The sequence below is a fragment of the Algibacter sp. L1A34 genome (genome assembly GCF_009796805.1).
GTDB lineage: Bacteria > Bacteroidota > Bacteroidia > Flavobacteriales > Flavobacteriaceae > Algibacter.
The window spans coordinates 1218408-1240612 of the sequence record NZ_CP047029.1 but is presented as its reverse complement, the minus strand read 5'-3'; the positions used below and the strand labels follow the sequence as shown (position 1 = coordinate 1240612).

Below are 22205 nucleotides of genomic sequence, written 5' to 3'. Positions count from 1 at the left end.
ACGACTTTTGCAACGTTATAAACAAATCATTTTATGAAGACTACATTCGCTTTAACGACTTTAATTTTATGTGCATTCATGTCACATGCGCAAAAAGAGGAGCAAAAACAAGATTTAGATACTATCGTTATTTCATCGACAAGGATAAGCCTTCCGTTTAAAGAAAACTCAAGAACTATAAATATTATTTCTTCGGAAGCTATTAAAAATAGTGCTGCCAATAATATAGCTGATTTACTGCAACAAGTGGCTGGTATAGACGTAAGACGTCGTGGAACAGCAGGAAGTCAGGCCGATTTATATATTAGAGGCGGAAGTTTCGATCAAACACTGTTACTTATAGATGGTGTTAAAATGAACGATGTACAAACAGGGCATCACACCATGAATGCAGCATTGCCAATTGAGGTTATTGAGCGTATTGAAATTATTAAAGGACCCGCTGCACGCGTGTTTGGGCAAAATGCTTTTAATGGTGCTATTAATATTGTTACTAAAAAAGAATTAAACAATACGGTTTCTGTTAAGGCAGAAACAGGCTCGTTTGGTCAATTAAATGGAAGTGTTACTATTGGTACAGACCTAGAAAACTCATCGCATATAGTACATGTTGATAAAATGTCTTCGGCTGGTTACCGACACAATACAGATTATGATAATAGTAATTATTTTATAAAAAGTATTTTCAATAAAAACAAAAAAGCTATTGAAATGGTAGCAACGTTCCAAGAACGTAAGTTTGGTGCAAACGGTTTTTATGCAAGAGAAAGTGCAACGGAACAGTATGAAGAAACTCAAAATAGTCTAATTGCATTTTCTACGAAGTTTCAAACAGAAAAATTAACCATTAAACCGCGTATTTATTGGAAACGAAACCAAGACGAATATGTGTATTTACGTAATGACCCAACAGTTTATAGAAATTTACATATCTCTAATAAAATAGGAGCTGAGGTTAACGGATCGTATAGATCGAAAGCAGGTATTACAGGTTTTGGAATCGATATTTCTGAAGATTTTATTACGAGTAATAATTTAGGGGATCGAGATAGGTTTATGACGACATTGTTTTTGGAACACAAGTTTAAAGCCTTAGATAGTAAATTGGATATTACTCCTGGAGTTGCGGTTACTTATTTTTCTGATTTTGATTTTTATTCCTTTCCCGGTTTAGATGTTGGCTACAAAATAAGTGATGCTTTAAAAGCATATGGAAATATTGGCTATACTTATAGAATACCTACGTATACTGATTTGTATTATAATGACCCAAGTACTACTGGAAATCCAGATTTGGAAGTAGAAGAAGCTTTTTCTCAAGAAATTGGAATTAAATATTTTTCACCTCAATTCTCTGGTTCTGTTGCTGTTTACAATAGAGATGCAAAAAACTTAATTGATTTTGTTCGTTTAAATACTACAGAAACGAGTTATGTAGCAACAAATATTACAGAGGTTAATACTAAAGGTTTAGAGGTTGATGCTGCTTATAATTTTAGGCTAAACACCTTTAACCAAACATTAGCTGTTGGTTATAATTTTTTAGAAGATGATATTTTAAACCAGAATAAAGAATTATCACGCTACTCTTTAAACACATTAAAGCATCATTTTACAACACGTTTAAGCACACAGTTGTTTAAAAATGTAAGTCAGAATATTATTTACAAACATGCGCAGCGTACCACTGGTGATAGCTATAATGTTTGGGATGCTTCGTTAGTGGTTAATGTAAAGCAGTTAGAGTTTACTATAACAGCGAGCAATATATTTAATGCCGATTATATTGAAGCTGGTTTTGTGCCTATGCCGCCTAGTAATTTGTTGTTTGGTATGCGATATAGTTTAAATTAATTCAACTTTTTATTAGAATAAAAACTGAAACCTATGAGCGATACAAAGCACAATTGGACCAAAGAAGAAATTCTAGAAATCTACAATAAACCGTTAATGGAATTGCTATACGAAGCGGCTACTGTACATCGTTTAAATCACGATCCAAACAGTGTTCAGGTTAGTACGTTGCTCTCTATTAAAACAGGTGGTTGTAGTGAAGATTGTGGGTATTGTCCGCAAGCTGCTCGTTATCATACCGATATTGAAGGAAACGATTTAATGACGGTGCCACAAGTTAAAGCGCAAGCATTACGTGCAAAAGCAAGTGGGAGTTCTCGTGTTTGTATGGGAGCTGCGTGGCGAAATGTAAAAGATGGTGAAGAATTTGACGACGTTTTAGAAATGGTACGTACCATTAATAAGCTGGATATGGAGGTTTGCTGTACTTTAGGCATGATTACCGAAAACCAAGCACAACGTTTGGCAGAAGCCGGGTTGTATGCGTATAACCATAATTTAGATTCTTCGGAAGAATATTATAAAGAAGTTATTTCTACACGTGGTTACCAAGATCGATTAGATACTATTGATAATGTTCGCAAAACCAGCGTAACTGTTTGTAGTGGTGGTATTATTGGTATGGGTGAAAATATAGAAGACAGGGCGGGTATGCTTGTTGCGCTTTCTACATTAAATCCGCAGCCAGAATCTACTCCAATTAATGCGCTTGTTGCTGTTGAAGGCACACCACTTGAAGAAGAAAAACCCGTTTCTATTTGGGAAATGATTAGAATGGTAGCAACCACCAGAATTGTTATGCCAGAAACCCAAGTGCGTTTAAGTGCTGGTAGAACACAAATGAGTAGAGAAGGACAAGCTATGTGCTTTTTTGCTGGTGCAAACTCTATTTTTGCTGGCGATAAATTATTAACCACGCCAAATCCTGATGTTAATGAAGACATGAAAATGTTCGAGTTATTAGGATTGAATCCGCAAAAACCTTTTACTAAAAAAGTGCAACCGCAAACGGTTGAGGCTAATGATTCTGAATTTGAATCTTTAGGTGAAAAACCAAAATGGACACGCCCAGAACATAAAATTGAACGTAACGAGTTGGCTAAGGAGAAAGGAAAATTGATTAAATAGCGCTTTTTTTAGAGGATGAATTTATAAGAAAGTTTGTTGATAGCAAGTTAAAAGGTGTTATTGGTGGGCTTTTTTGCGTTAGGGATTGCAGCGGTAGCTTTTGGCGAGGCGCGCATCGAGCCAAAACTTTTAGTGGAAAGCCCGACCCTTTTCGGGTAACGCCCAAAGATTTATAATTTATTTTTTAATAAAAAATTATTGTTAATCAATAATTTTTATATATTTGTTATCGAATAACAATAATTTTATCATGACTAAAAATAGACTTTTAAACATTTCGATTGTGCTTTGTAAATTTATAAAACTTGGTTACATTGTATTTTTTATAGGTTTAACCTTTGTTTTTGTTCATGTACAGATGGATAGAGATTATTATAAGGGCAAGGAGTTGACGATTAATGCTGGTAGTACAGATTTTTTTATATCATCCCGTTCTATATTGAAATCTGAAAGTACGGATACTAATATTTATACTTTAGATAACATAAAGACCTTTTCTTTATATTTATGCTATTTTCAACTATCAGGAATATTATTGGTTTTATTTTTAAGTATAAAAGAGTTTCAAAAGGTTTTAGAATCAGTAAAAAAAGTGAAGTCTTTTGAAGAGGACAATATAAAATCTTTTAGGCGCATTGGTAAATTTATTTTTATTTATGCTTTGCTAACCAGTTTCCAAATAATGAATTTTAATAAAGGGTATTTTCATGGCTTTGGAATTTCATTAACGCCTTTGTTTTTAATTTTATTAGCATTTATTATGGGTGAGATGTTTAAAGAAGGGTATGCCTTAAAACAAGAAAATGACTTAACTATATAACGGATGCCGATTATTGTAAACTTAGATGTCGTACTTGCCAAACGCAATATGAAAAGTAAAGACTTAGCCGGAATTATTGGGATCACTACAGCTAATTTATCGATACTAAAATCTGGAAAAGCCAAAGCTGTTCGTTTCTCTACATTAGAGGCCATTTGTAAAGCTCTAGATTGCCAACCAGCAGATATTTTGGAATATGTTGAAGATTAATATTGTTTACCAATTGATGTTACTAGTTTAAAAATGTATTTTTGATAAATATTACAACACAAAGATTCTATTATGAAAACGTGCTTTCTCTTTATATTCATTTTTATAACATCTATGAGTTTCGCTCAAAAAGGTGAAATTATTAAAACCGAAGATGGACGTCGCGTTTTTCTTAAAAGTGATTATACCTGGGAATATATTGACAGCGAAGATTCTGCGGATTATACGAGAGCTCAGGAATTACTAAAACCTATCGATAAAAATGCTTGTAAACTTGAGCATGATTATAAGGAGCCAAAATTGGATAGCAAAATTCAATCGAAATTAAAACGTGGCCATTCTACTATTGAATATGTAAAAAAGAAAGTTGCCAAGGATTATAATTGTGCGGTAGACGATGTTTTGTTGTTATCTTTTTCTGAACAGAAACAAAAAGCAGTTTATCGTTTTTGTGTAAATGGAACCAAGGTAACTTATAAGCGATTAGGGAATTCTATTATAAAAGCATCGACATTGTTTTAATGTGAGGTGAAAGTTCTTTTTATAGTATTAATCATTTAAAATAAAATCAACTCCTGCCATTGAATGAATTTCAGTTGTATTGAAAACAGGGATATTTAGATCTTTGTCAAAAACCATTAAAGGGAATTCTGTACAGCCTAAAACAATACCTTCAGCGCCTTTATCAACTAAATCCTGAATCACTTTTAATACATACGTTTTTGATCTTGGTTTTATAACTCCATAAGTTAGTTCTTCTTCAATAATTCTTTGTAATTCAATAAGAACCGTTTTTTCTACGGGAACTAAAACTTCAATACCATTATCGGCTATGCGTTTTGTAATAAAATTGGCTTCCATGGTGTAAATAGTTCCTAAGAAGCCAACGCTTTTAACGCCTTTATTATGGATGGCTTTTGCTGTAGCATCCGCAATATGTATTATGGGGAAATCTAATTGTGCTTGTACGTCATTATACATTTTATGTGGCGTGTTTGCACAAAACATAACAGATTGTGCACCTGCTTTACGCAAACTTATAGCGCCTTCGGTTAACATGGTTGCTATAGAATCCCATTTATCTTCCTTTTGAAATCGATGTATTTCTGCTTGGTTTAGTGTGTAAACCAGTAAAGGCGGATTGGTGTTATTTCCATAATAATCATTGATAGATTGGTTAATAGCAGCATAATATTCTACTGTTGAGTGCCAGGATGTACCGCCTATAAGGCCTAATGTATTCATGTTTTTATGCGTTGTTTTTACAAGATTTACTTCTGAATTATTATTTATTAATGGCTCGCTATTATTCACTGATTTATTGCAAGACAAAAAAGCTGAAATTATTAAACAATATATAGAAATTTTCATAAGTATTCTTTTATAGCGTAAAACCTTTGCCTAATGATTTGGACATTTGTGCTATTAGTTTTTTGTTTTCTGCTTTATTGGCAATATTAATGTTTTCTTGTGGATCAGTTTCATGGTCAAAAAGTTCGCGCGCTATAAAGTCACCTTTCGTTTTTTGTTCTGCATTCCACTCATACCATTCTACATAACGGTACCGGTCTGTTCTAACCGTATAGCCCATCCGTTCCATTTTTCGTAGTTCTTTAGGTCCATATCTACCTAATAAAAACTGGCTATAGGCTGCCTCTTTTACTGTGGTTTCCGGGTTTTCTAAAATTGGTTTTAAACTTGTTCCTTGTAAATATGTTGGTACTTCAAAGCCTGTCATATCGCAAAGTGTTGGGTAAATGTCGATAAATTCGGTTAAGGATTGGCTTGTTTTTCCTTTTTCTTTTACGCCTAGTCCACTTATAATAAGTGGTGCTCTCGTATCAATTTCATAATTGGTTTGTTTTGCCCAACCGTTGTGTTCTCCTAATTTCCAGCCATGATCTCCCCATAAAACAACTATAGTGTTTTCAGCAAGTCCAGAGCGTTCTAGCTCGTCAATTAAACGACCAATTTGAGTATCTATATAAGTGATACAAGCGTAGTAAGCACGTATGAGTTCTTTTTGTTCAGCATCGGATAATGAACCTTCATTAGGTTTCGGTAAGTCGTGACGCTCCGTGTAACCTCTAAGTTCAGTATCTCCATGTACGGCAAATTCTGGACTGCCTTTTGGGGGGAATTGGTTTGTCGCTAATGGAATATCTTCCGGATTATACATGTCCCAGTATTTTTTTGGAGCCGTAAAAGGTAAATGGGGTTTGTAAAAACCTACCGATAAAAAGAAGGGTTCGCCTGTTTTTTTAAGTTCACGCATCTTTTTTATGGCCATGGTGGTTTGTGCGCCATCATAATAATCGTCGTCGCTTACATCAGCCATTTCAATAGATTTCGCCTTAGTATAGATAAACCCGTATTTATCAAACTTATAATTTCCGGATTTTATTTTATTAAGCTCTTTTTCCTTTTGAATAATTAAATTCTCTTGGTTGACATAAACGGCATCTGGATCGAAAGGGAAACCATCAACATGTAAGTATTCATTCCAAGCTATGGAATCTTGTAATGTATTATGAAATGTTTTTCCTAAGCCAACCGTATAATAGCCATTGTTTTTAAAAAACTGAGGTAAGGACACGATATCGGGCATAGCATCTCTAAAGTGTGTTTTTAAGTCCCAAATTTGGGTAGAATCTGGTCTTAAACCGGTTAATAAACTTGTTCTAGAAGCTGTACATACGGCTTGTTGGCAATAGGCACGGTTAAAAACCATGCCGTTACTTGCAAGTTTATCGATGTTTGGCGATTTTATAATGGTGTTGCCATAAGCGCCTAAATCTGGTCTAAGATCATCTACAGGGATAAATAGAATATTTGGCCTACTTGGTTTTTGAGTTTCTGCTTTCTTTTCACTTGCATTTTGGCATGAGTTTAAGATAAGTATAGCTAAAAAGAATAGTGTATTGAGCAGTTTTATTTTTTTCGTCATGATTTTATTTTTGAAAACCTAATATTTTCAGACTCGTTGATTACGACTTGTTTTCTGGTAAGGCGCCTCTCCAACCTGCAGATAATTGTTTAGACAATTGCTTAACGATTTCATTTTTATCTGGGTTTTCAGCAATATTTACTGTTTCATCACTATCTACATAATGATCGTATAATTCTGTAGCGGCATAATCTCCTTTTTCTTTTTTATCATTATCCCATTGGTACCATTCTATAAAATGATATTGCTCGGTTTGCATCGAATAACCCATATATTCGTTTCCGTCTTTAGAAACACGTGCGCGCCTTCTAAATTGCGTAAAAACAGCATCTTTCCATTCAAGTTCTGGGTTTTTGAACACTGGAGTTAAACTTGTACCTTGTAAGTAATCGGCTTTATCTACACCGGTTAAATCACATAATGTTGGGAAAATATCAACCAATTCAGATAGGGCTTCAATGCGTTTTCCTTCTTTTTGGTAGGCTTCTTTTATTATTAGAGGAACATGAGTATCTATATAAAAGTTTGTCATTTTACCCCACCCATTATGGTCGCCAAGTTTCCATCCGTGATCGCCCCATAATACAATAACGGTATTTTCATAAAGACCTCTTTCTTTTAGTCCTGCTATTAGTTTTCCTACGCAAGCATCAATATAACTCACACTAGCATAGTAGCCTCTCTTTAAAGAATCTGCATATGCTTCTGGTAATGGTGCATCTTCTGGTCGTCCAATTTTATGAGGGTTAGTATAGGCTCTTAACTCGTAATTAGAATTAGCCGACATTACCGGTGCGTTTTTAGGTAATTTGGGGTTTGCTGCAGGTGAAACAGACCCAACAGGGTAAAGATCCCAATACTTTTTTGGTACTACAAAGGGAAGGTGTGGTCTGTAAAGCCCAAGTCCCATAAAAAACGGTTCATTTTTGTCTTTGATTCTATCTATGGTTTCTAATGCTAATTTTGTTTGCATAGCATCAAAATATAGTGAGTCTGGAGCATCTGCTGCTTCTATTGCAGGGCCTCGATTCCAACCATCGCCGTATACTTTTTGACCTTTTCTTTTTTCTAATAGCAGGTCTCGTTTTCTTTTTTGATCTTTTAGAGCAGCTTCGGTGTAATAATAAGTTTCAGCATCTCTTTTAGCATATTCTTTTGTATTGTATGGAAAAGGTTTTAAGTCTGGTTCGTTCCAAGAAATAGAATCCGGCATGTAATTATGAAAAATTTTACCAATATTAACCGTGTAATATCCTGCCTTGTTGAAATATTGGGGCATGGTTACAGCATTGGGATTTATTTTTCTAAATTCATCACCAAGGTGCCATACTTGGGTAGAATCTGGTCTGTAACCAAGCATGGTACTTGCTCTCGAAGGGGCACAAACTGCGGCTTGGCAATGGGTGTTTAGCATTACCATGGAGGTTCCTGCTAAGGCATCTATATTTGGTGTTTTTATTTCGCTATTCCCATAGCTTCCAAGATCGGCTCTTAAATCGTCTATCGATAAGAATATGATATTGGGTTTTTGCTGTTTAACAGATGCCATTTTTTTCTCTTTGTTACATGCTGTAAAAATGAAAAATAAAGAAAGGTAGGCTAGTAAAATTTTCATAAGGTTGGTTAATTTTTTGGTTGCTATTTTAAAAAGAGCATAACATAATATCTCATAAGCACAAAAAGATAGAAATAGTGTTTTCTAGTGTGTAGAGTCTACTAGCAAGTAAAAATACCGACTTTTTAAACGAAAATATAGCTTTAGGAAAAAATTACAGATTCCGTATTTTTAGGGTATAAAAAACATGAAAAATCAAATTATATGGTTTTAATTTCCTTTACCAAGTAATTCAATCCATTCTTTAGTGTAACCAATATTTCTTACGCCATTAGAATGTCCTTTTTTTCCTTCTGGAACAGGTAGATCAAAAGCATAAATGTGGTTTTCGGGAATACCCATAACATCATAGCTCTCTTTTATTATGTTAGCAAGAGGTTCTGTAGTATGGTATGTGCCATACCAACGATTTAATGGTGTTACACTTGTAGAATAATACCATTTTGCTGTTTTTGGTTTAGCTGAATAATCCCAACCTCCAGAAAAGTCAATCACTCTATTAACTAGGTGCTGTTTGGCTATAAAAGCGGCCATGCCTCCACCTTGCGATTGTCCAGAAACAACAATTTTGCTCCATTTTGGAGTACCGTTTTCCAAATAGATGCTCCAATTTCCTTTTTTGTCATGTTCAGTAAGGTAGATTAATAATTTGGTTAACCTATTTACAATGGCATCTTGTGGTTTGTCGTTAATTAATGAAAAAGCATTATTGCCATAAATACGTTTAGTTCTAAATTCTTCGGTGCAGTTAGAGTTTTCTTCTAATATTTTTCCTTTACATATCTGGGCAACTGCAGGCTGATTTATGTAAGAAATATTAATAACGTGATATCCTTGGTTAATTGCAGTCGAAAATAATTTCCGAGGACCTTTTAATGCTATTCCTCCGGTTCCTGGCATAAAAAAAAAGAGTTTACCTTGTTTAGTATTTGGGTTGTAAGCAACTAAATGAGACGAGTTAGCTTCTTTAATTCTAGAGTCTGTTTTAGAAGGTTCAATATTTAGAACGGTGTATTCTTCGGGAAACCCCTTTTTAGCCTGAGTGAAAGCTAAATTATAAAAAAGCAAAAAGACGATACTTAGGGTTGGGTAAAATTTCATGTTTTTTAAAAATCTTGTGTTTAAACGAAGCTCGATTACACAAACCTAATGTAAATGCTGATGTTTTTAATTGATTTATGAGTGTTTTTTTGATTATTTTTCATCTAAAAAATAGAGTAATACTCTTTTTATTCAACCTTAATTAAGGTTGGCCAATAGTTTTGGTTGTAGATATGCAATTTGAATTTGTTTTTTAAAAGGTTTCACTATTTCTTATGCTAGAAAAGGATAACTTAAAAATAAATATGAATTTGGTAGTTCTAAAAGTTAAAATCCCCTTTAAAAACATTGTTTTTAAAGGGGATTAAGTACTCAAGGCGGGAATCGAACCCGCACTCCGAAGAATCGGATTTTGAATCCGACGTGTCTACCAATTCCACCACTTGAGCATTTGGAGACGCAAAAATATAGATTTTTTCGATATATAACTCAAAAAATACGCACCAATATACATTTTAGGTAAAAATAAATCCATAAATTTGCACCCTGTTTCAAACAAGTGATGTTTTTATCGCTATAAAACAACATATTAGCCATGCCTATAGTAGTAACCGAAGCCAAAATTTTTGCGTGTACCCAAAGTAAAGTCTTAGGCGAAAAAATCGCAAAAGCATATGGTACAGACTTAGGTAAAGTAATTACCTCAACCTATAGTGATGGAGAATTTCAACCATCTTATGAGGAGTCTATACGAGGAGCGCGTATCTTTATTATTGGTTCAACTAATCCGGGGCCAGAAAACTTAATGGAAATGTTGTTAATGATTGATGCTGCAAAACGCGCATCGGCAAGACACATAACAGCGGTTTTACCATATTTTGGATGGGCAAGACAAGATAGAAAAGACAAACCAAGAGTGCCAATTGCGGCAAAATTGGTAGCGAAAATGCTAGAAGTAGCAGGCGCAACACGTATAATCACTATGGATTTGCATGCCGATCAAATACAAGGTTTTTTCGAGAAGCCAGTAGATCATCTATTTGCATCCACTATATTTTTACCATACTTACGCAGTTTAAACTTGCCAAACTTAACTATTGCATCGCCAGATATGGGAGGTTCTAAAAGAGCTTATGCCTATTCTAAAGCATTAAAAAGTGATGTAGTAATTTGTTATAAACAACGAGCAAAAGCCAATGTAATTTCACACATGGAACTTATTGGTGATGTAACAGGTAAAAACGTAGTATTAGTTGATGATATGGTTGATACCGCCGGAACACTAGCAAAAGCAGCCGATTTAATGATGGAGCGTGGTGCATTAAGCGTTAGAGCTATTTGTACTCACCCTATTTTATCTGGTGATGCGTATAAGAAATTAGAAAACTCAAAATTAGAAGAACTTATTGTAACCGACTCTATTCCGGTAAAACTATTAAGCGATAAAATTCGTGTATTAAGTTGCGCAGATTTATTTGCTCAAGTTATGGATAAGGTACACAACAATACGTCTATCAGTTCAAGTTTTATAATGTAATTTTTCCCGAAAGGGAACACAAACTAGAGTATTAATTAAATATATATATTAAAAATGAAATCAATTACAATCAACGGATCTCAAAGAGAAAGCGTAGGCAAAAAAGCAGCAAAAGCCTTACGTAATGCTGGTCAGGTTCCTTGCGTATTATACGGAGGAGACAAACCAGTACATTTTGCAGCAGCAGAATTAGCCTTCTCAAAACTAGTATACACGCCTAATGCGCATACAGTTGTGATTAATTTAGAAGGTGGCGAAACTTTTGGAGCCGTTTTACAAGACATCCAGTTTCACCCAGTAACAGACAGAATTTTACACGTAGATTTCTATCAGTTATTCGAAGACAAAGAAATAGCATTAGATATTCCTGTACATTTAGTAGGAAACTCAAAAGGTGTTAAAAATGGTGGTATTTTACGTAGAAACAACCGTAAATTACGTGTTAAAGCACTTCCAGCAAACCTTCCAGATTTTATCGAAGTAGATATTTCTCCATTAAAAATTGGTGATAAAGTAGCTGTTGGTGAATTAGCAAGCGAAAAATACACATTCTTACATACTGATAATACAGTTGTATGCCAAATTAAAACTTCTAGAACAGCAGTTGCTGAAGATGAAGAAGGTGAAGAAGGTGAAGCAGCAGCAGAAGCTCCAGCGGCAGAAGCTCAAGAATAGAACATATTCACATCAAAATACAAAAAGCATTCTGTTAATTCAGGATGCTTTTTTATTTTTACAAAAAATTAATAATTTGGGCGTTACCCGAAAAGGGTCGGGCTTTACGCTGCAAGTCCTCGCACTTCCTTCGTCAGGCTGTGGGCTTTTCACTGCAATCCCTAACGCAAAGGCAAGTTTATCAACAATAGGTAAACACAATAAATTAGAGGTGTTTTGGTTATGTTTGTTTAAAAGAAAACAATAAAATGTGGCAGTTTTTATTAAAAATATTTAGAAAAGAAAATAACATAGAAGTGCAAAATCCTATGAAAAAATATTTAATAGTCGGTTTAGGAAATATTGGAGCAGAGTATGCTAACACTCGCCATAATATCGGTTTTAAAGTCTTAGATTACTTAGCAAGTCAAGAAGACCTAACCTTTACTACACAGAAATTAGGCGATCTTACAACCTATAAAATAAAAGGGCGTACCTTTATTTTGCTAAAACCAAGTACCTACATGAATTTAAGTGGTAAAGCCGTGCAATATTGGCTTACCAAAGAAAAAATTCCTTTAGAAAACCTGCTCGTAATTACAGACGATCTTAATTTACCCTTTGGTAGTATTCGAGTAAAAACAAAAGGTAGCGATGGTGGCCACAACGGATTAAAAGATATCCAAAGCACACTAAACACCACAAAATATAACCGTTTCCGCTTTGGTATTAGCGACGCCTTCAGTAAAGGCAAACAAATAGATTACGTACTTGGCGAATGGAGCGACGAGGAAAACAAAACTCTAAAAGAGCGTTTAACCAAGTCTGTAGAACTTATTAAATCTTTCGGTTTAGCAGGAATGAGCAACACCATGAATAGCTTTAACGGTAAATAAGTTTACAGTTTTAATTATTCAATAATAATTTTCCTGGTGGCTTGTTTAAACCCGTCGGTTACATTTAAAATATACATACCCGATTGCGCATGGTTTAAGTTAATGTTCTCATTAACGCTACCGTTGCCTTCAAAGGCTTGTTCGTAAATTCTACGTCCGCGAATATCATAGACTTCAACATTAACCTCTTGTGATGCTGCAGCTAACTTAAGCGTGAATTCACCATTATTTGGATTAGGGAATACTTTAAGTTCATCGAGCGTGAAAGAAGTAACGCTTAGCGGCTCTGTGGTAGTCGTACAAATTTCAATATACCAAGAATTTAAAACTCCGGTATCATTAGCTCCTAAATCGGCATAAGCCAGTGTCCAATTTCCAGAAGAGTCTTCACCATTAAAATCAGAAAGGCTTTCTAAAGGCAGATAGCTTTCGTTACCTACTGTATTATTACAATCCATAGCAGTTGCGTTATCATCAAACTGAATAATTAAGCTTCCTGTAGCACAAAACAGTGGTTTCATTAAATCAATAAATTGATTTGTAGGGCTTATTAAACCAAGTTGTAGATCTCCTTTATAAGTGTGTGTAATGTCGACACCTACATTAATATCTGTTATAGTTGTAGATGGACTTACATTAATAGTGCTATATTCAAAAGCTGTTGCATTATCAGGAATGCTCGCGTTTGGCGATGCGCTATACTGCGTACAAGTTTTAGTTACTGTATAGCCAATAGCAAAATCTTCGGTGTTTATCGCAAAAAAGATGTTGCCGTCTGCCTCAATCATTATTCTACAGTTTTGTGCTGTTACGTTTGGTACCGTTATATCTTCCGATCCATCGTTATCCACGCTAGATGCTAATGTAGTTGGGTATGTTAATCCTCCATCGGTAGATAAAAGGATGTTTACTTTTGCGGTGTTTACACCGTTGCCAGTTGTTCCAGCTACATCCCAAGTAATGGTTTGTGTACTGCCTTCTGTCCAGCTTATACCAGAGGTGTTTTGTGATGTAACAACAAAAGGTCCAGCAGCAGTAACGGTTGTTACCGTCATGTCTGCGGTTGCTATTCGGCCATATTCTTCGTTATCTCTTACTATTAATTTAAAATTTATATCGCGGTCTACGGAAGCTAATTTTTCCCAAGTTGTAGAACCGTTAAAATAAGATAAATCTTTTAAGTTAGGAATGTATCGCGTAGAGTTTGTTGTACCTTGATATGAGCGAACTAAAGGGCCTGTAGTATTAGTTGAGTATGGTAAGCCTGAGTTTCCTAAGTCATATTGTTCCCAAGTGTAGGTGTGTGAAGCTATGCCATCTGCATCTGTTGATGATCCAGAAAGTTTATATGGTGTAGATTGTGGTATCGTGTAACTTGTTCCATCTACAATAGCTTCTGGCTCGGCGTTTCCGCTTGTGGTTTCTGTTGCACACGAACCATTAGTACTGTTTATATGATTCCAAATAAGTTGTAAGCTATTAATGTGAAAATAGTCATCACTATTTGCTTGAATGTTGTCTGGAGAACAAATTCCAGCATAGGCCATTATAGTTGTTCCGCCTCCTGGTTCGTATGCGCTGGTAGTGCTACGAGTGAGATTAGAACAATTGCTGTCAGCAGGAAGAACACTATTAAATGTGTGAGGCGCCCCAAACTGGTGCCCCAACTCATGTGCTACATAATCAATGTCATAGGCATCTCCTACGGGTGATGACGAACCTGTAACACCTCTCGCTTTTGATGTTGTACGGCATACAGACCCTAACTCTGCTAAACCTCCTGCTCCTGTGCTGAATGTGTGCCCAATATCGTAATTGCCGTTTCCAATAATATTATCGATTTGAGTTTGGCTTTCGTTTATTAATAGATCGTCATCATTATTAGTGAAAGAATCGGAATCTATAAAAATTAGATTCTCATTGTCTGCTACAAACTGCATGGTAACAGATAGTTCTCTTTCATAAACACCATTAACTCTAGTCATGGTTACAATCATGGCGTTCATAACAGCGTTCTTTTTATCAGCCTCTGTATCGCTAGATGTTAAACCTGCAGCGCCCCAATGAAATTCAGAATATTCAATAGTACTAGCTATTGCTAATCTATAGGTTCTAAGAAATCCATCGTTTAAAGCCACCGCGGTTGCTTTGGTTCCTGCAGATTTTCCTGAAATTTCTTTACTTATAACTTCACAAGAAAAGTGATCTTCTAATTGTGGTAAATCACTTTTGCTATATACTAAATAGTTGTTTTCACCATAACTTATAGGATCTATATATTGCGTACTTTGATCGGCAGACATAAGCATCGTATGCAATCCTTGTGGAGTTATACTAAAACGAATGGTGTTTTCTGGATTTTCAATACTTTTCCCAATATAACTTCTAGAGTCTGGCATTTTTGCCTGAAGATCTGGGTGTAAAACAGAAGCTTCTTCTATTTTAAACTCCTCAAAATTTCCGTTGGAAACAGGGAAATTTAAAATAACATTTGATGTTGTTTGAGCTTCGCGTTTTGGCGCGTTTTTTAAATACGTTTTTAACCCTTCAATATTTAAACTGTATTCTAATGCTTTTTTAGGAGTAGATTTTCTTGCAAGCTTTTTGGAGTTAGCCGATTTACTTTGAGCTGTTTGTCCCCATAAATCTCTTCCGTTTTGGCTGTTCCCATAGGTAGAAAACAAAAAAGTTATTAATAAAAAAAATATTGATTTAGGGTATAAATGTTTCATTATTATAGTTTTAAAAAAAAGCATAGTCAATAAAAATAGGTTGTTAAGTTATGAATAGCAAAAAAAATACTCAATCATCCTTAAATAAGTACGTTTATATGAGTAAATCTTACCTTTCGACCTGTTTTTTTATACTGTAACATCATTTTTCATTTTAAAATAGTCGCTTTTATTCATGGTTTAATACAGACTTAATAAGTAAATTTGTTCAAAATTGATACGTTGAAATTAAGTAATTCTACAAACGCTATAGAAAACCAAGACACTATTGTAACCATTGGCACCTTTGATGGCGTGCATATTGGACATCAAAAAATAGTTAAGCGATTAATTAATGCTGGAAATCTACAAGGATTAAAATCCGTGGTTCTTACTTTTTTTCCACATCCGCGTATGGTTTTACAAAAAGATTCCAATATTAAACTTATAAATACCATCGATGAACGTCATGATATTTTAGAGGCTTTAGGTTTAGATTATTTACTAGTTAAAAAATTTACAACAGAATTTTCGCGCCTTTCGGCAGAAGATTTTGTGAAACAAATATTAGTCGATAAGCTACATGCTAAAAAAGTAATTATTGGTTACGATCATCGATTTGGCAGAAATAGAAACGCTGATATTAACGATTTAAAAGCCTTTGGTGAACGTTTTGGTTTTCAAGTTGAAGAAATTTCGGCGCAAGATATAGATGATGTTTCGGTGAGTTCTACAAAAATTAGAACAGCATTGTTAGATGGTGATATTGCCAAAGCTAATAGTTATTTAGGTTATCAATTTATGCTAAACGGAAGTGTTGTAAAAGGCAAAGGCTTAGGTAAGCAACTCGATTATCCAACAGCAAATATTAAAATTCAGGAAGATTACAAACTCATTCCAAAACAGGGTGCATACATTGTGAACGCTGTCATTAACGGCGAATTAGTTTACGGTATGATGAATATTGGTATGAATCCAACCGTTAACGGAAGTAAACAAACTATTGAAGTTAATTTTCTAGATTTTGATAAGGATATTTATGATGAAAATCTTCAGATAAATTTATTAGAGCGTATTCGTGATGAAGAAAAATTCGAGTCGGTAGAAGCTTTAAAAGTACAACTTTCAAAAGATGAAATTTTTACACGCGATTATATCCAAAAATTGAATGGGTAATAAACTTCTGTTTAAACATATTGATAATTCGGCACTTATTGTATTCCGAATTATTTTTGGATTGTTATGTTTTTTAGAATCGGTTGGCGCTATTTTCACAGGTTGGGTTAGAAAAACTTTAGTTGAGTCAAAATTTACATTTTCTTTTATTGGTTTCGAGTGGTTACAACCACTTCCCGGAAACGGTATGTATTTTTATTACGCTATAATGGGCGCTTTTGCGTTCTGTGTTATGCTGGGTTATAAATACAGGTTTAGTATTATTGGTTTTACATTAATGTGGGCTGTGACTTATTTAATGCAAAAATCGTCGTACAACAACCATTATTATTTACTTATGCTACTTAGTAGTATTATGGTTTTTATGCCAGCAAATCGCTATGCTTCAGTAGATGTATACCAAAAACCTAGTATTAAAAATTTCTCTATGCCGCAATGGTGTAAGTGGGTTTTTGTTCTGCAATTATTTATTGTTTATACCTATGCATCGGTTGCTAAGTTTTATCCCGATTGGCTTGATACTACAGTTGTTGAACTGCTTATGCGAAATAAAAGAAGCTACTTTTTAGTTGGTGAATTACTGCAACAAAAAGTAGTACATTATTTTCTGGCTTATGGCGGTATTTTGTTCGATGGATTAATTATTCCATTGTTACTTTTTAAACCAACCAGAAAGTATATGTTTTTCATTTCAGTATTCTTTCATCTGTTTAATGCTGTGGTTTTTCAAATTGGTATTTTCCCTTTTTTATCATTAGCTTTTTCTCTTTTCTTTTTTGAACCTGAAACTATTCGGAATATATTTTTAAAAAAGAAGCCGTTTTATAATGCTGAAGCTGTAATTCTTCCGAAGAAAAAAAAATCTTTAATAGTTTTATTTTTAATCTATTTTGTAATCCAGATTGGTTTACCGCTACGTCATCATTTTATTAAGGATAATGTATTATGGACGGAAGAGGGGCATCGATTATCATGGCGTATGATGCTTAGAATTAAAAGCGGAAGTACATCTTATACTGTAGAAAACAAAAAAACGGGAAAAAGGTTTATTGTTAAGCAAAATGACTACTTAACTGCGAAACAGAAACGATCGGTAAGTACAAAACCAGACGTAATGTGGCAGTTTGCACAACGATTAAAAGCCGAATATAAAGCGAGTGGGCAAGATATTGCGGTTTACGTAAATTCTAAAGTGAGTGTTAATGGGAGAAAATATAAACAGTTTATAGATAGAAATATAGATTTAGCCAGTGTAGAATGGAGCGTTTTTAAGCATAGTGATTGGATTTTAACCTCAGATTTAGAAGCTAAGTAAGTGGCTCTGTTTACTTTTAATTGTTTCCAATTAGCGATTCATACTAATTAATGAAATTGGTTGCTACTAACAGCTTAAAATAATTACCAATTCCCTAAATTTGTTGCTTAAATTTTTAGCACATGTTACAAGTACCTTTTATTAGAGAAAACAAAGATTTGGTTATTAGTCGTTTGGAAAAAAGAAACATCGACGCCACAAGCATGATTAACGACGTTATTGAGCTAGATGAAGATCGTAAACGCTTACAAACGGAGTTAGATAACACGCTAGCCGAATCGAACGCACTTTCTAAAGAAATAGGAAACTTGTATAAAACAGGACAAGCTCAAAAAGCGAATGTTTTAAAAGAAAAAACAAGTGAGTTAAAAGAAGCTTCAAAAGAATTTAATGATGCGCTAAATGCTACAGTGGAATCTTTAAATCAATTATTATATAAAATTCCTAATGTACCGAATGAAACCGTACCTAAAGGAAGTACAGAGGATGATAACGAAGAGATTTTTAAAGAAGGCGATATTCCTGTATTACACGATGGTGCTCTGCCACATTGGGAGCTTGCTAAAAAATACGATATTATAGATTTTGAGCTTGGTAATAAAATTACAGGCGCAGGATTTCCTGTTTATAAAGGTAAAGGTGCACGATTACAACGTGCTTTAATCGCTTATTTTTTAGATAAAAATACAGCTGCAGGCTATACCGAATACCAATTACCACTTTTAGTAAATGAAGCATCTGGTTTTGGAACTGGTCAATTGCCAGATAAAGAGGGACAAATGTATCACGTAGGTGAGGATAATTTATATTTGATTCCTACGGCTGAAGTTCCTGGAACTAATATTTTTAGAGATACTATTGTTGATGAAAGTGAATTACCAATTGGTATTACCGGTTATACACCATGTTTTAGACGCGAAGCGGGTAGTTACGGCGCCCATGTTCGTGGTTTAAATCGTTTACATCAATTTGATAAAGTTGAAATTTTACGTGTAGAACACCCAACACAATCTTACAAGGCGTTAGATGGTATGGTGGAACATGTAAAAGGTATTCTTCAAGAATTAAAATTACCATACAGAATTTTAAGACTTTGTGGTGGTGATTTAGGGTTTACTTCAGCTTTAACTTTCGATTTCGAATTGTTTTCTACAGCTCAAGACCGTTGGTTAGAAATTAGTTCTGTATCTAATTTTGAAACTTTTCAGGCGAACCGATTAAAACTTCGATTTAAAAATGCTGAAGGTAAAAATGAATTAGCCCATACATTGAACGGGAGTTCTTTAGCTTTGCCGAGAGTTCTTGCTGGTATTTTAGAAAACTATCAAACGGAAGAAGGTATTGTAATCCCAGAAGTACTTCAATCTTATACAGGGTTTAAAATTATTAATTAAAATAGTTTTAATTTCTTTTTTATAAGTTTTTTCTTGCTTTTTTAATTTATTTTATCGACGAAATACATAAAATTTATGTTTTCGTGTAGATATTTGGTGGTTTTCTTTGCTTTTTCAGGAATATTCTTGAATTTAGCATAACCAATCTACCAAAACCTATTTCCATGAAAAATTTTAAACGCGTCTTATTACTTGCAGTGCTAGTTTTTATTGCTAGTCAGGTTTTGTTTTCAGATTTTGAAATAATAAAACCGGAAAACAAAATTGCAGTAATACTAAATAAGTAGATCTTTAATTTTTCCACTATTAAAATTAATCACACCAAACAGCATGTGGATCATGTTGAACTTGTCCCCAATTAAATATGATCTAGTTTTTGACTTAGCGATACGTTAATATAGAACTTTATTTTTGGTTGGTTATGCCCGAATTTTATTCGGGCATTTTCATTGCTCTAATCTTAAACTCCTTTTATATACTAGCTTTTACATATTTGTATGGTTTTTGTATAGGTCTGTTTATCTGATAAATATATCTTTTATCAAATCATTTTTATAATATAGCCGAACCATTGTTTTTAAAATAAGAAAGACAACAACTAAAACTAAAGCTATCATTATAACTAAAAACCTCATATTAGGGCTAATTCTATCATGTTTTGTTATTACTAAATCGCAGGCCCAACTTGGCTTTTGTAACGGTAATTCTGGCGATCCTATTTTTGTAGAATCTTTTGGCACGGGAACTTCTAATAATTCACTACCTTCTGGTGTAACAACATATAATTATGCTAATGGTTTTCCTGGTGATGGTTTTTATACCGTACGTAATGGTACCATTGGTAATGGTTTCGATTGGCATCAAATAGAAGATCATACCCTATCAGATTCCAATGGGAAATGTTTAATTGTAAATGCCGCGACCGATCCAGGTGAATTTTATAAAACCACTATTACAGGGCTTTGTGAAAATACAACATATGAGTTTTCTGCATGGTTAATAAATTTGGTGAAGGCTAATAGTTTTTGCTCAACCCAAACAGGAGGAACCATACCAATTAATGTGAGTTTTGAAATATGGGATGCTACAGATACTAATTTGTTAGCTAGTGGTGTTACAGGTGCTATAACGGAAACATCCAGTCCAAAATGGGAGGAATATGGATTAGTTTTTGAAACGCTTTCTTCGCAAAATACGGTTATTTTAAAAATAATAAATAATGGAGTTGGTGGCTGCGGAAATGATTTAGCTATTGATGATATTGAATTTAAATCTTGTGGTGATAACGTTATAACCACAGGAACATCAACAAGTAATTCTGTAAGTTTATGTAGCACGGAAACACCTTATAATACAACATTAACAGCCACACCAGATTTTTCAGTTTACAAGACTCATTTTTATCAATGGCAAGTAAGCTTTGATGGTGTTATTTGGAATGATATTGCTGGAGAAACAAATGCATCTCTTTCTGTTTCTATTTCAATGACTAGTGTTTATCGCGCAAAAATAGCACAGGTCGCTATTAATTTAAATAATCCACAATGTGTTTCGTTTTCTACTGAATATCAAGCTACGGTAACAACTATAGCTGCTGCGCCTAGTTTAGAATGTTGGCAAACGGCAACTGTAAATACTTCTACTTGTAGTTGGGATATAACAGGAACACAGCCAACTCAGCCTACGATAGACTGTTGGGAAATTGCTACTTTTAATACAACCACATGTTCTTGGGATGTGACAGGAGCTCAAGCCATAGCACCAACAACAGCTTGTTACGAAACTGCAACATTTAATAATGTAACCTGCGTTTGGGATATTACGGGTACACAACCTACTCAGCCTGCGATAGACTGTTGGGAAACAGCTACCTTTAATACAACCACATGTTCTTGGGATGTTATAGGAACTCAAGCGACATTACCAATAACGGCTTGTTACGAAACTGCAACATTTAATAATACAACTTGTGTTTGGGATATCACGGGAACACAGCCAGCTCAACCTACGATAGACTGTTGGGAAACTGCTGCTTTTAATACAACCACATGTTCTTGGGATGTGATAGGTGCGCAAGCCATAGTACCAACGACAGCTTGTTACGAAACAGCAACGTTTAATAATGTAACCTGCGTTTGGGATATTACTGGTACACAACCTATTCAGCCTGTTTTAAACTGTTGGGAAACTGCAACTTTTAATACAGCAACTTGTTCTTGGGATCTTTCGGGTGATCAACCCGGATTAACTTTTGAGAATGAACTTGAATTATGCGATTCGGAAACTTTAATTTTAGAACCCGAAACAGGCATTGCTAATCCATTATATCTTTGGAATACGGGTGAAACAACAGAAACCATTTCGATTACTTTATCAGGAAGTTATTCTGTTGAAATTACGGGAAGTACTTGTAATTATGAGACAAGAATATTTAATGTGTCAGTTGCGGAAACACCAATCATTGATTCTGTAACATCTGATGGAAATGATATTGTTATTTCAACTGAAAACTCTGGTAATTTTTTATATTCTATTAATGGGAATATTTTTCAACCTAATTCTGTTTTTTATAATATTGAAGGCGGACGTTATACCATTTATGTAAAATCTCAAAACTGTTCGGATATTGTTAGTCAGGAATACCTGCATTTTTATATTCCTAAATTTTTCACCCCTAATAATGATGCTGTTAATGATAGCTTCCGTTTATCTGGTATTGAAGCGTATGGTAAATCGCAAGTATCTATTTTTGATCGTTACGGTAAATTATTAAAATTTAGTAGAAATGGCTCTTTTGATTGGGACGGTACTTTTAAAAATAAACATGTTCCTACCGGAGATTATTGGTATGTGGTAATAATAGATGGGCAAAAACTTACGGGGCATTTCACTTTAAAACGTTAGTTA

17 protein-coding genes and 1 tRNA gene are annotated in these 22205 nt (G+C 34.4%); 12 read left to right on the top strand and 6 right to left on the bottom strand.

Annotated elements, in window-relative coordinates; genetic code table 11:
• Positions 1 to 33: 33 nt before the first annotated feature.
• The 5 genes from GQR97_RS05450 (at position 34) to GQR97_RS05430 (ending at position 4534) form a co-directional block, all read left to right on the top strand.
• Positions 34 to 1854 carry a TonB-dependent receptor plug domain-containing protein gene (locus GQR97_RS05450; RefSeq protein ID WP_158846253.1) on the top strand — a complete coding sequence of 607 codons (1821 nt, stop codon included), beginning with the start codon at positions 34 to 36 and terminating at the stop codon, positions 1852 to 1854.
• Positions 1855 to 1887: 33 nt separating this feature from the next.
• Complete coding sequence (bioB, locus tag GQR97_RS05445) at positions 1888 to 2982, top strand: biotin synthase BioB (protein WP_158846251.1); 1095 nt, start codon at positions 1888 to 1890, stop codon at positions 2980 to 2982.
• A 250-nt stretch (positions 2983 to 3232) separates the two neighbouring features.
• The gene (locus GQR97_RS05440; protein WP_158846249.1) at positions 3233 to 3802 is read left to right on the top strand and encodes a DUF2975 domain-containing protein; all 570 of its coding nucleotides are present in this window, start codon (positions 3233 to 3235) and stop codon (positions 3800 to 3802) included.
• A 3-nt stretch (positions 3803 to 3805) separates the two neighbouring features.
• Entirely contained in the window at positions 3806 to 4012 is a 207-nt protein-coding gene (locus GQR97_RS05435; protein ID WP_158846247.1) for a helix-turn-helix domain-containing protein, read from the top strand.
• Between the two features lie 72 nt (positions 4013 to 4084).
• The gene (locus GQR97_RS05430) at positions 4085 to 4534 is read left to right on the top strand and encodes a DUF3157 family protein (protein ID WP_158846245.1); all 450 of its coding nucleotides are present in this window, start codon (positions 4085 to 4087) and stop codon (positions 4532 to 4534) included.
• A 27-nt stretch (positions 4535 to 4561) separates the two neighbouring features.
• Here the strand turns inward: GQR97_RS05430 and GQR97_RS05425 are convergent, their stop codons facing one another.
• The 5 genes from GQR97_RS05425 to GQR97_RS05405 form a co-directional block, all read right to left on the bottom strand.
• A complete protein-coding gene (locus tag GQR97_RS05425; RefSeq protein WP_158846243.1) occupies positions 4562 to 5383 on the bottom strand; it encodes an aspartate/glutamate racemase family protein in 822 nt (273 codons plus the stop codon).
• Between the two features lie 10 nt (positions 5384 to 5393).
• Positions 5394 to 6959, bottom strand: coding sequence for a sulfatase (locus GQR97_RS05420; protein WP_158846241.1), 1566 nt, complete (start codon positions 6957 to 6959; stop codon positions 5394 to 5396).
• A 40-nt stretch (positions 6960 to 6999) separates the two neighbouring features.
• A complete protein-coding gene (locus GQR97_RS05415; RefSeq protein WP_158846239.1) occupies positions 7000 to 8574 on the bottom strand; it encodes a sulfatase in 1575 nt (524 codons plus the stop codon).
• Positions 8575 to 8784: 210 nt separating this feature from the next.
• On the bottom strand, positions 8785 to 9675 hold the full coding sequence (locus tag GQR97_RS05410; RefSeq protein WP_158846237.1) for a BPSS1187 family protein: 891 nt from the start codon (positions 9673 to 9675) through the stop codon (positions 8785 to 8787).
• Between the two features lie 309 nt (positions 9676 to 9984).
• A tRNA-Leu gene (locus GQR97_RS05405) sits at positions 9985 to 10064 on the bottom strand.
• Between the two features lie 146 nt (positions 10065 to 10210).
• Between GQR97_RS05405 and GQR97_RS05400 the strand changes: the two genes are divergently transcribed.
• The 3 genes from GQR97_RS05400 (at position 10211) to pth (ending at position 12702) form a co-directional block, all read left to right on the top strand.
• Complete coding sequence (locus GQR97_RS05400; protein WP_158846235.1) at positions 10211 to 11152, top strand: ribose-phosphate pyrophosphokinase; 942 nt, start codon at positions 10211 to 10213, stop codon at positions 11150 to 11152.
• 54 nt (positions 11153 to 11206) lie between these two features.
• Positions 11207 to 11827 carry a 50S ribosomal protein L25/general stress protein Ctc gene (locus GQR97_RS05395; protein ID WP_158846233.1) on the top strand — a complete coding sequence of 207 codons (621 nt, stop codon included), beginning with the start codon at positions 11207 to 11209 and terminating at the stop codon, positions 11825 to 11827.
• Between the two features lie 248 nt (positions 11828 to 12075).
• Positions 12076 to 12702 carry an aminoacyl-tRNA hydrolase gene (gene pth / locus GQR97_RS05390; RefSeq protein ID WP_158846231.1) on the top strand — a complete coding sequence of 209 codons (627 nt, stop codon included), beginning with the start codon at positions 12076 to 12078 and terminating at the stop codon, positions 12700 to 12702.
• Between the two features lie 14 nt (positions 12703 to 12716).
• On the opposite strand, the gene GQR97_RS05385 is transcribed toward pth, so the two are convergent.
• Positions 12717 to 15434: a reprolysin-like metallopeptidase gene (locus tag GQR97_RS05385; protein WP_158846229.1), complete on the bottom strand. Its 2718-nt coding sequence runs from the start codon at positions 15432 to 15434 to the stop codon at positions 12717 to 12719.
• Positions 15435 to 15656: 222 nt separating this feature from the next.
• Between GQR97_RS05385 and GQR97_RS05380 the strand changes: the two genes are divergently transcribed.
• From GQR97_RS05380 to GQR97_RS05365, 4 genes are all read left to right on the top strand, one after another.
• On the top strand, positions 15657 to 16589 hold the full coding sequence (locus tag GQR97_RS05380) for a bifunctional riboflavin kinase/FAD synthetase (RefSeq protein ID WP_158846227.1): 933 nt from the start codon (positions 15657 to 15659) through the stop codon (positions 16587 to 16589).
• Positions 16582 to 17904 (top strand): HTTM domain-containing protein, encoded by a 1323-nt coding sequence (locus GQR97_RS05375; protein ID WP_158846225.1) that lies wholly within the window; start codon positions 16582 to 16584, stop codon positions 17902 to 17904. Before GQR97_RS05380 ends, GQR97_RS05375 begins: the two co-directional genes overlap by 8 nt.
• 122 nt (positions 17905 to 18026) lie before the next feature.
• The gene (serS, locus tag GQR97_RS05370; protein ID WP_158846223.1) at positions 18027 to 19298 is read left to right on the top strand and encodes a serine--tRNA ligase; all 1272 of its coding nucleotides are present in this window, start codon (positions 18027 to 18029) and stop codon (positions 19296 to 19298) included.
• A 1008-nt stretch (positions 19299 to 20306) separates the two neighbouring features.
• Positions 20307 to 22202 carry a T9SS type B sorting domain-containing protein gene (locus GQR97_RS05365; protein WP_233267644.1) on the top strand — a complete coding sequence of 632 codons (1896 nt, stop codon included), beginning with the start codon at positions 20307 to 20309 and terminating at the stop codon, positions 22200 to 22202.
• Positions 22203 to 22205: the final 3 nt, after the last annotated feature.

Bases quoted from the DNA above. Each gene is read 5' to 3' on its own strand.
- bioB (WP_158846251.1), top strand. From the start codon at position 1,888: ATGAGCGATACAAAGCACAATTGGACCAAAGAAGAAATTCTAGAAATC.
- GQR97_RS05430 (WP_158846245.1), top strand. From the start codon at position 4,085: ATGAAAACGTGCTTTCTCTTTATATTCATTTTTATAACATCTATGAGT.
- GQR97_RS05450 (WP_158846253.1), top strand. From the start codon at position 34: ATGAAGACTACATTCGCTTTAACGACTTTAATTTTATGTGCATTCATG.
- serS (WP_158846223.1), top strand. From the start codon at position 18,027: ATGTTACAAGTACCTTTTATTAGAGAAAACAAAGATTTGGTTATTAGT.
- GQR97_RS05410 (WP_158846237.1), bottom strand. From the start codon at position 9,675: ATGAAATTTTACCCAACCCTAAGTATCGTCTTTTTGCTTTTTTATAAT.
- GQR97_RS05440 (WP_158846249.1), top strand. From the start codon at position 3,233: ATGACTAAAAATAGACTTTTAAACATTTCGATTGTGCTTTGTAAATTT.
- pth (WP_158846231.1), top strand. From the start codon at position 12,076: ATGTGGCAGTTTTTATTAAAAATATTTAGAAAAGAAAATAACATAGAA.
- GQR97_RS05375 (WP_158846225.1), top strand. From the start codon at position 16,582: ATGGGTAATAAACTTCTGTTTAAACATATTGATAATTCGGCACTTATT.
- GQR97_RS05435 (WP_158846247.1), top strand. From the start codon at position 3,806: ATGCCGATTATTGTAAACTTAGATGTCGTACTTGCCAAACGCAATATG.
- GQR97_RS05400 (WP_158846235.1), top strand. From the start codon at position 10,211: ATGCCTATAGTAGTAACCGAAGCCAAAATTTTTGCGTGTACCCAAAGT.
- GQR97_RS05415 (WP_158846239.1), bottom strand. From the start codon at position 8,574: ATGAAAATTTTACTAGCCTACCTTTCTTTATTTTTCATTTTTACAGCA.
- GQR97_RS05385 (WP_158846229.1), bottom strand. From the start codon at position 15,434: ATGAAACATTTATACCCTAAATCAATATTTTTTTTATTAATAACTTTT.
- GQR97_RS05395 (WP_158846233.1), top strand. From the start codon at position 11,207: ATGAAATCAATTACAATCAACGGATCTCAAAGAGAAAGCGTAGGCAAA.
- GQR97_RS05425 (WP_158846243.1), bottom strand. From the start codon at position 5,383: ATGAAAATTTCTATATATTGTTTAATAATTTCAGCTTTTTTGTCTTGC.
- GQR97_RS05420 (WP_158846241.1), bottom strand. From the start codon at position 6,959: ATGACGAAAAAAATAAAACTGCTCAATACACTATTCTTTTTAGCTATA.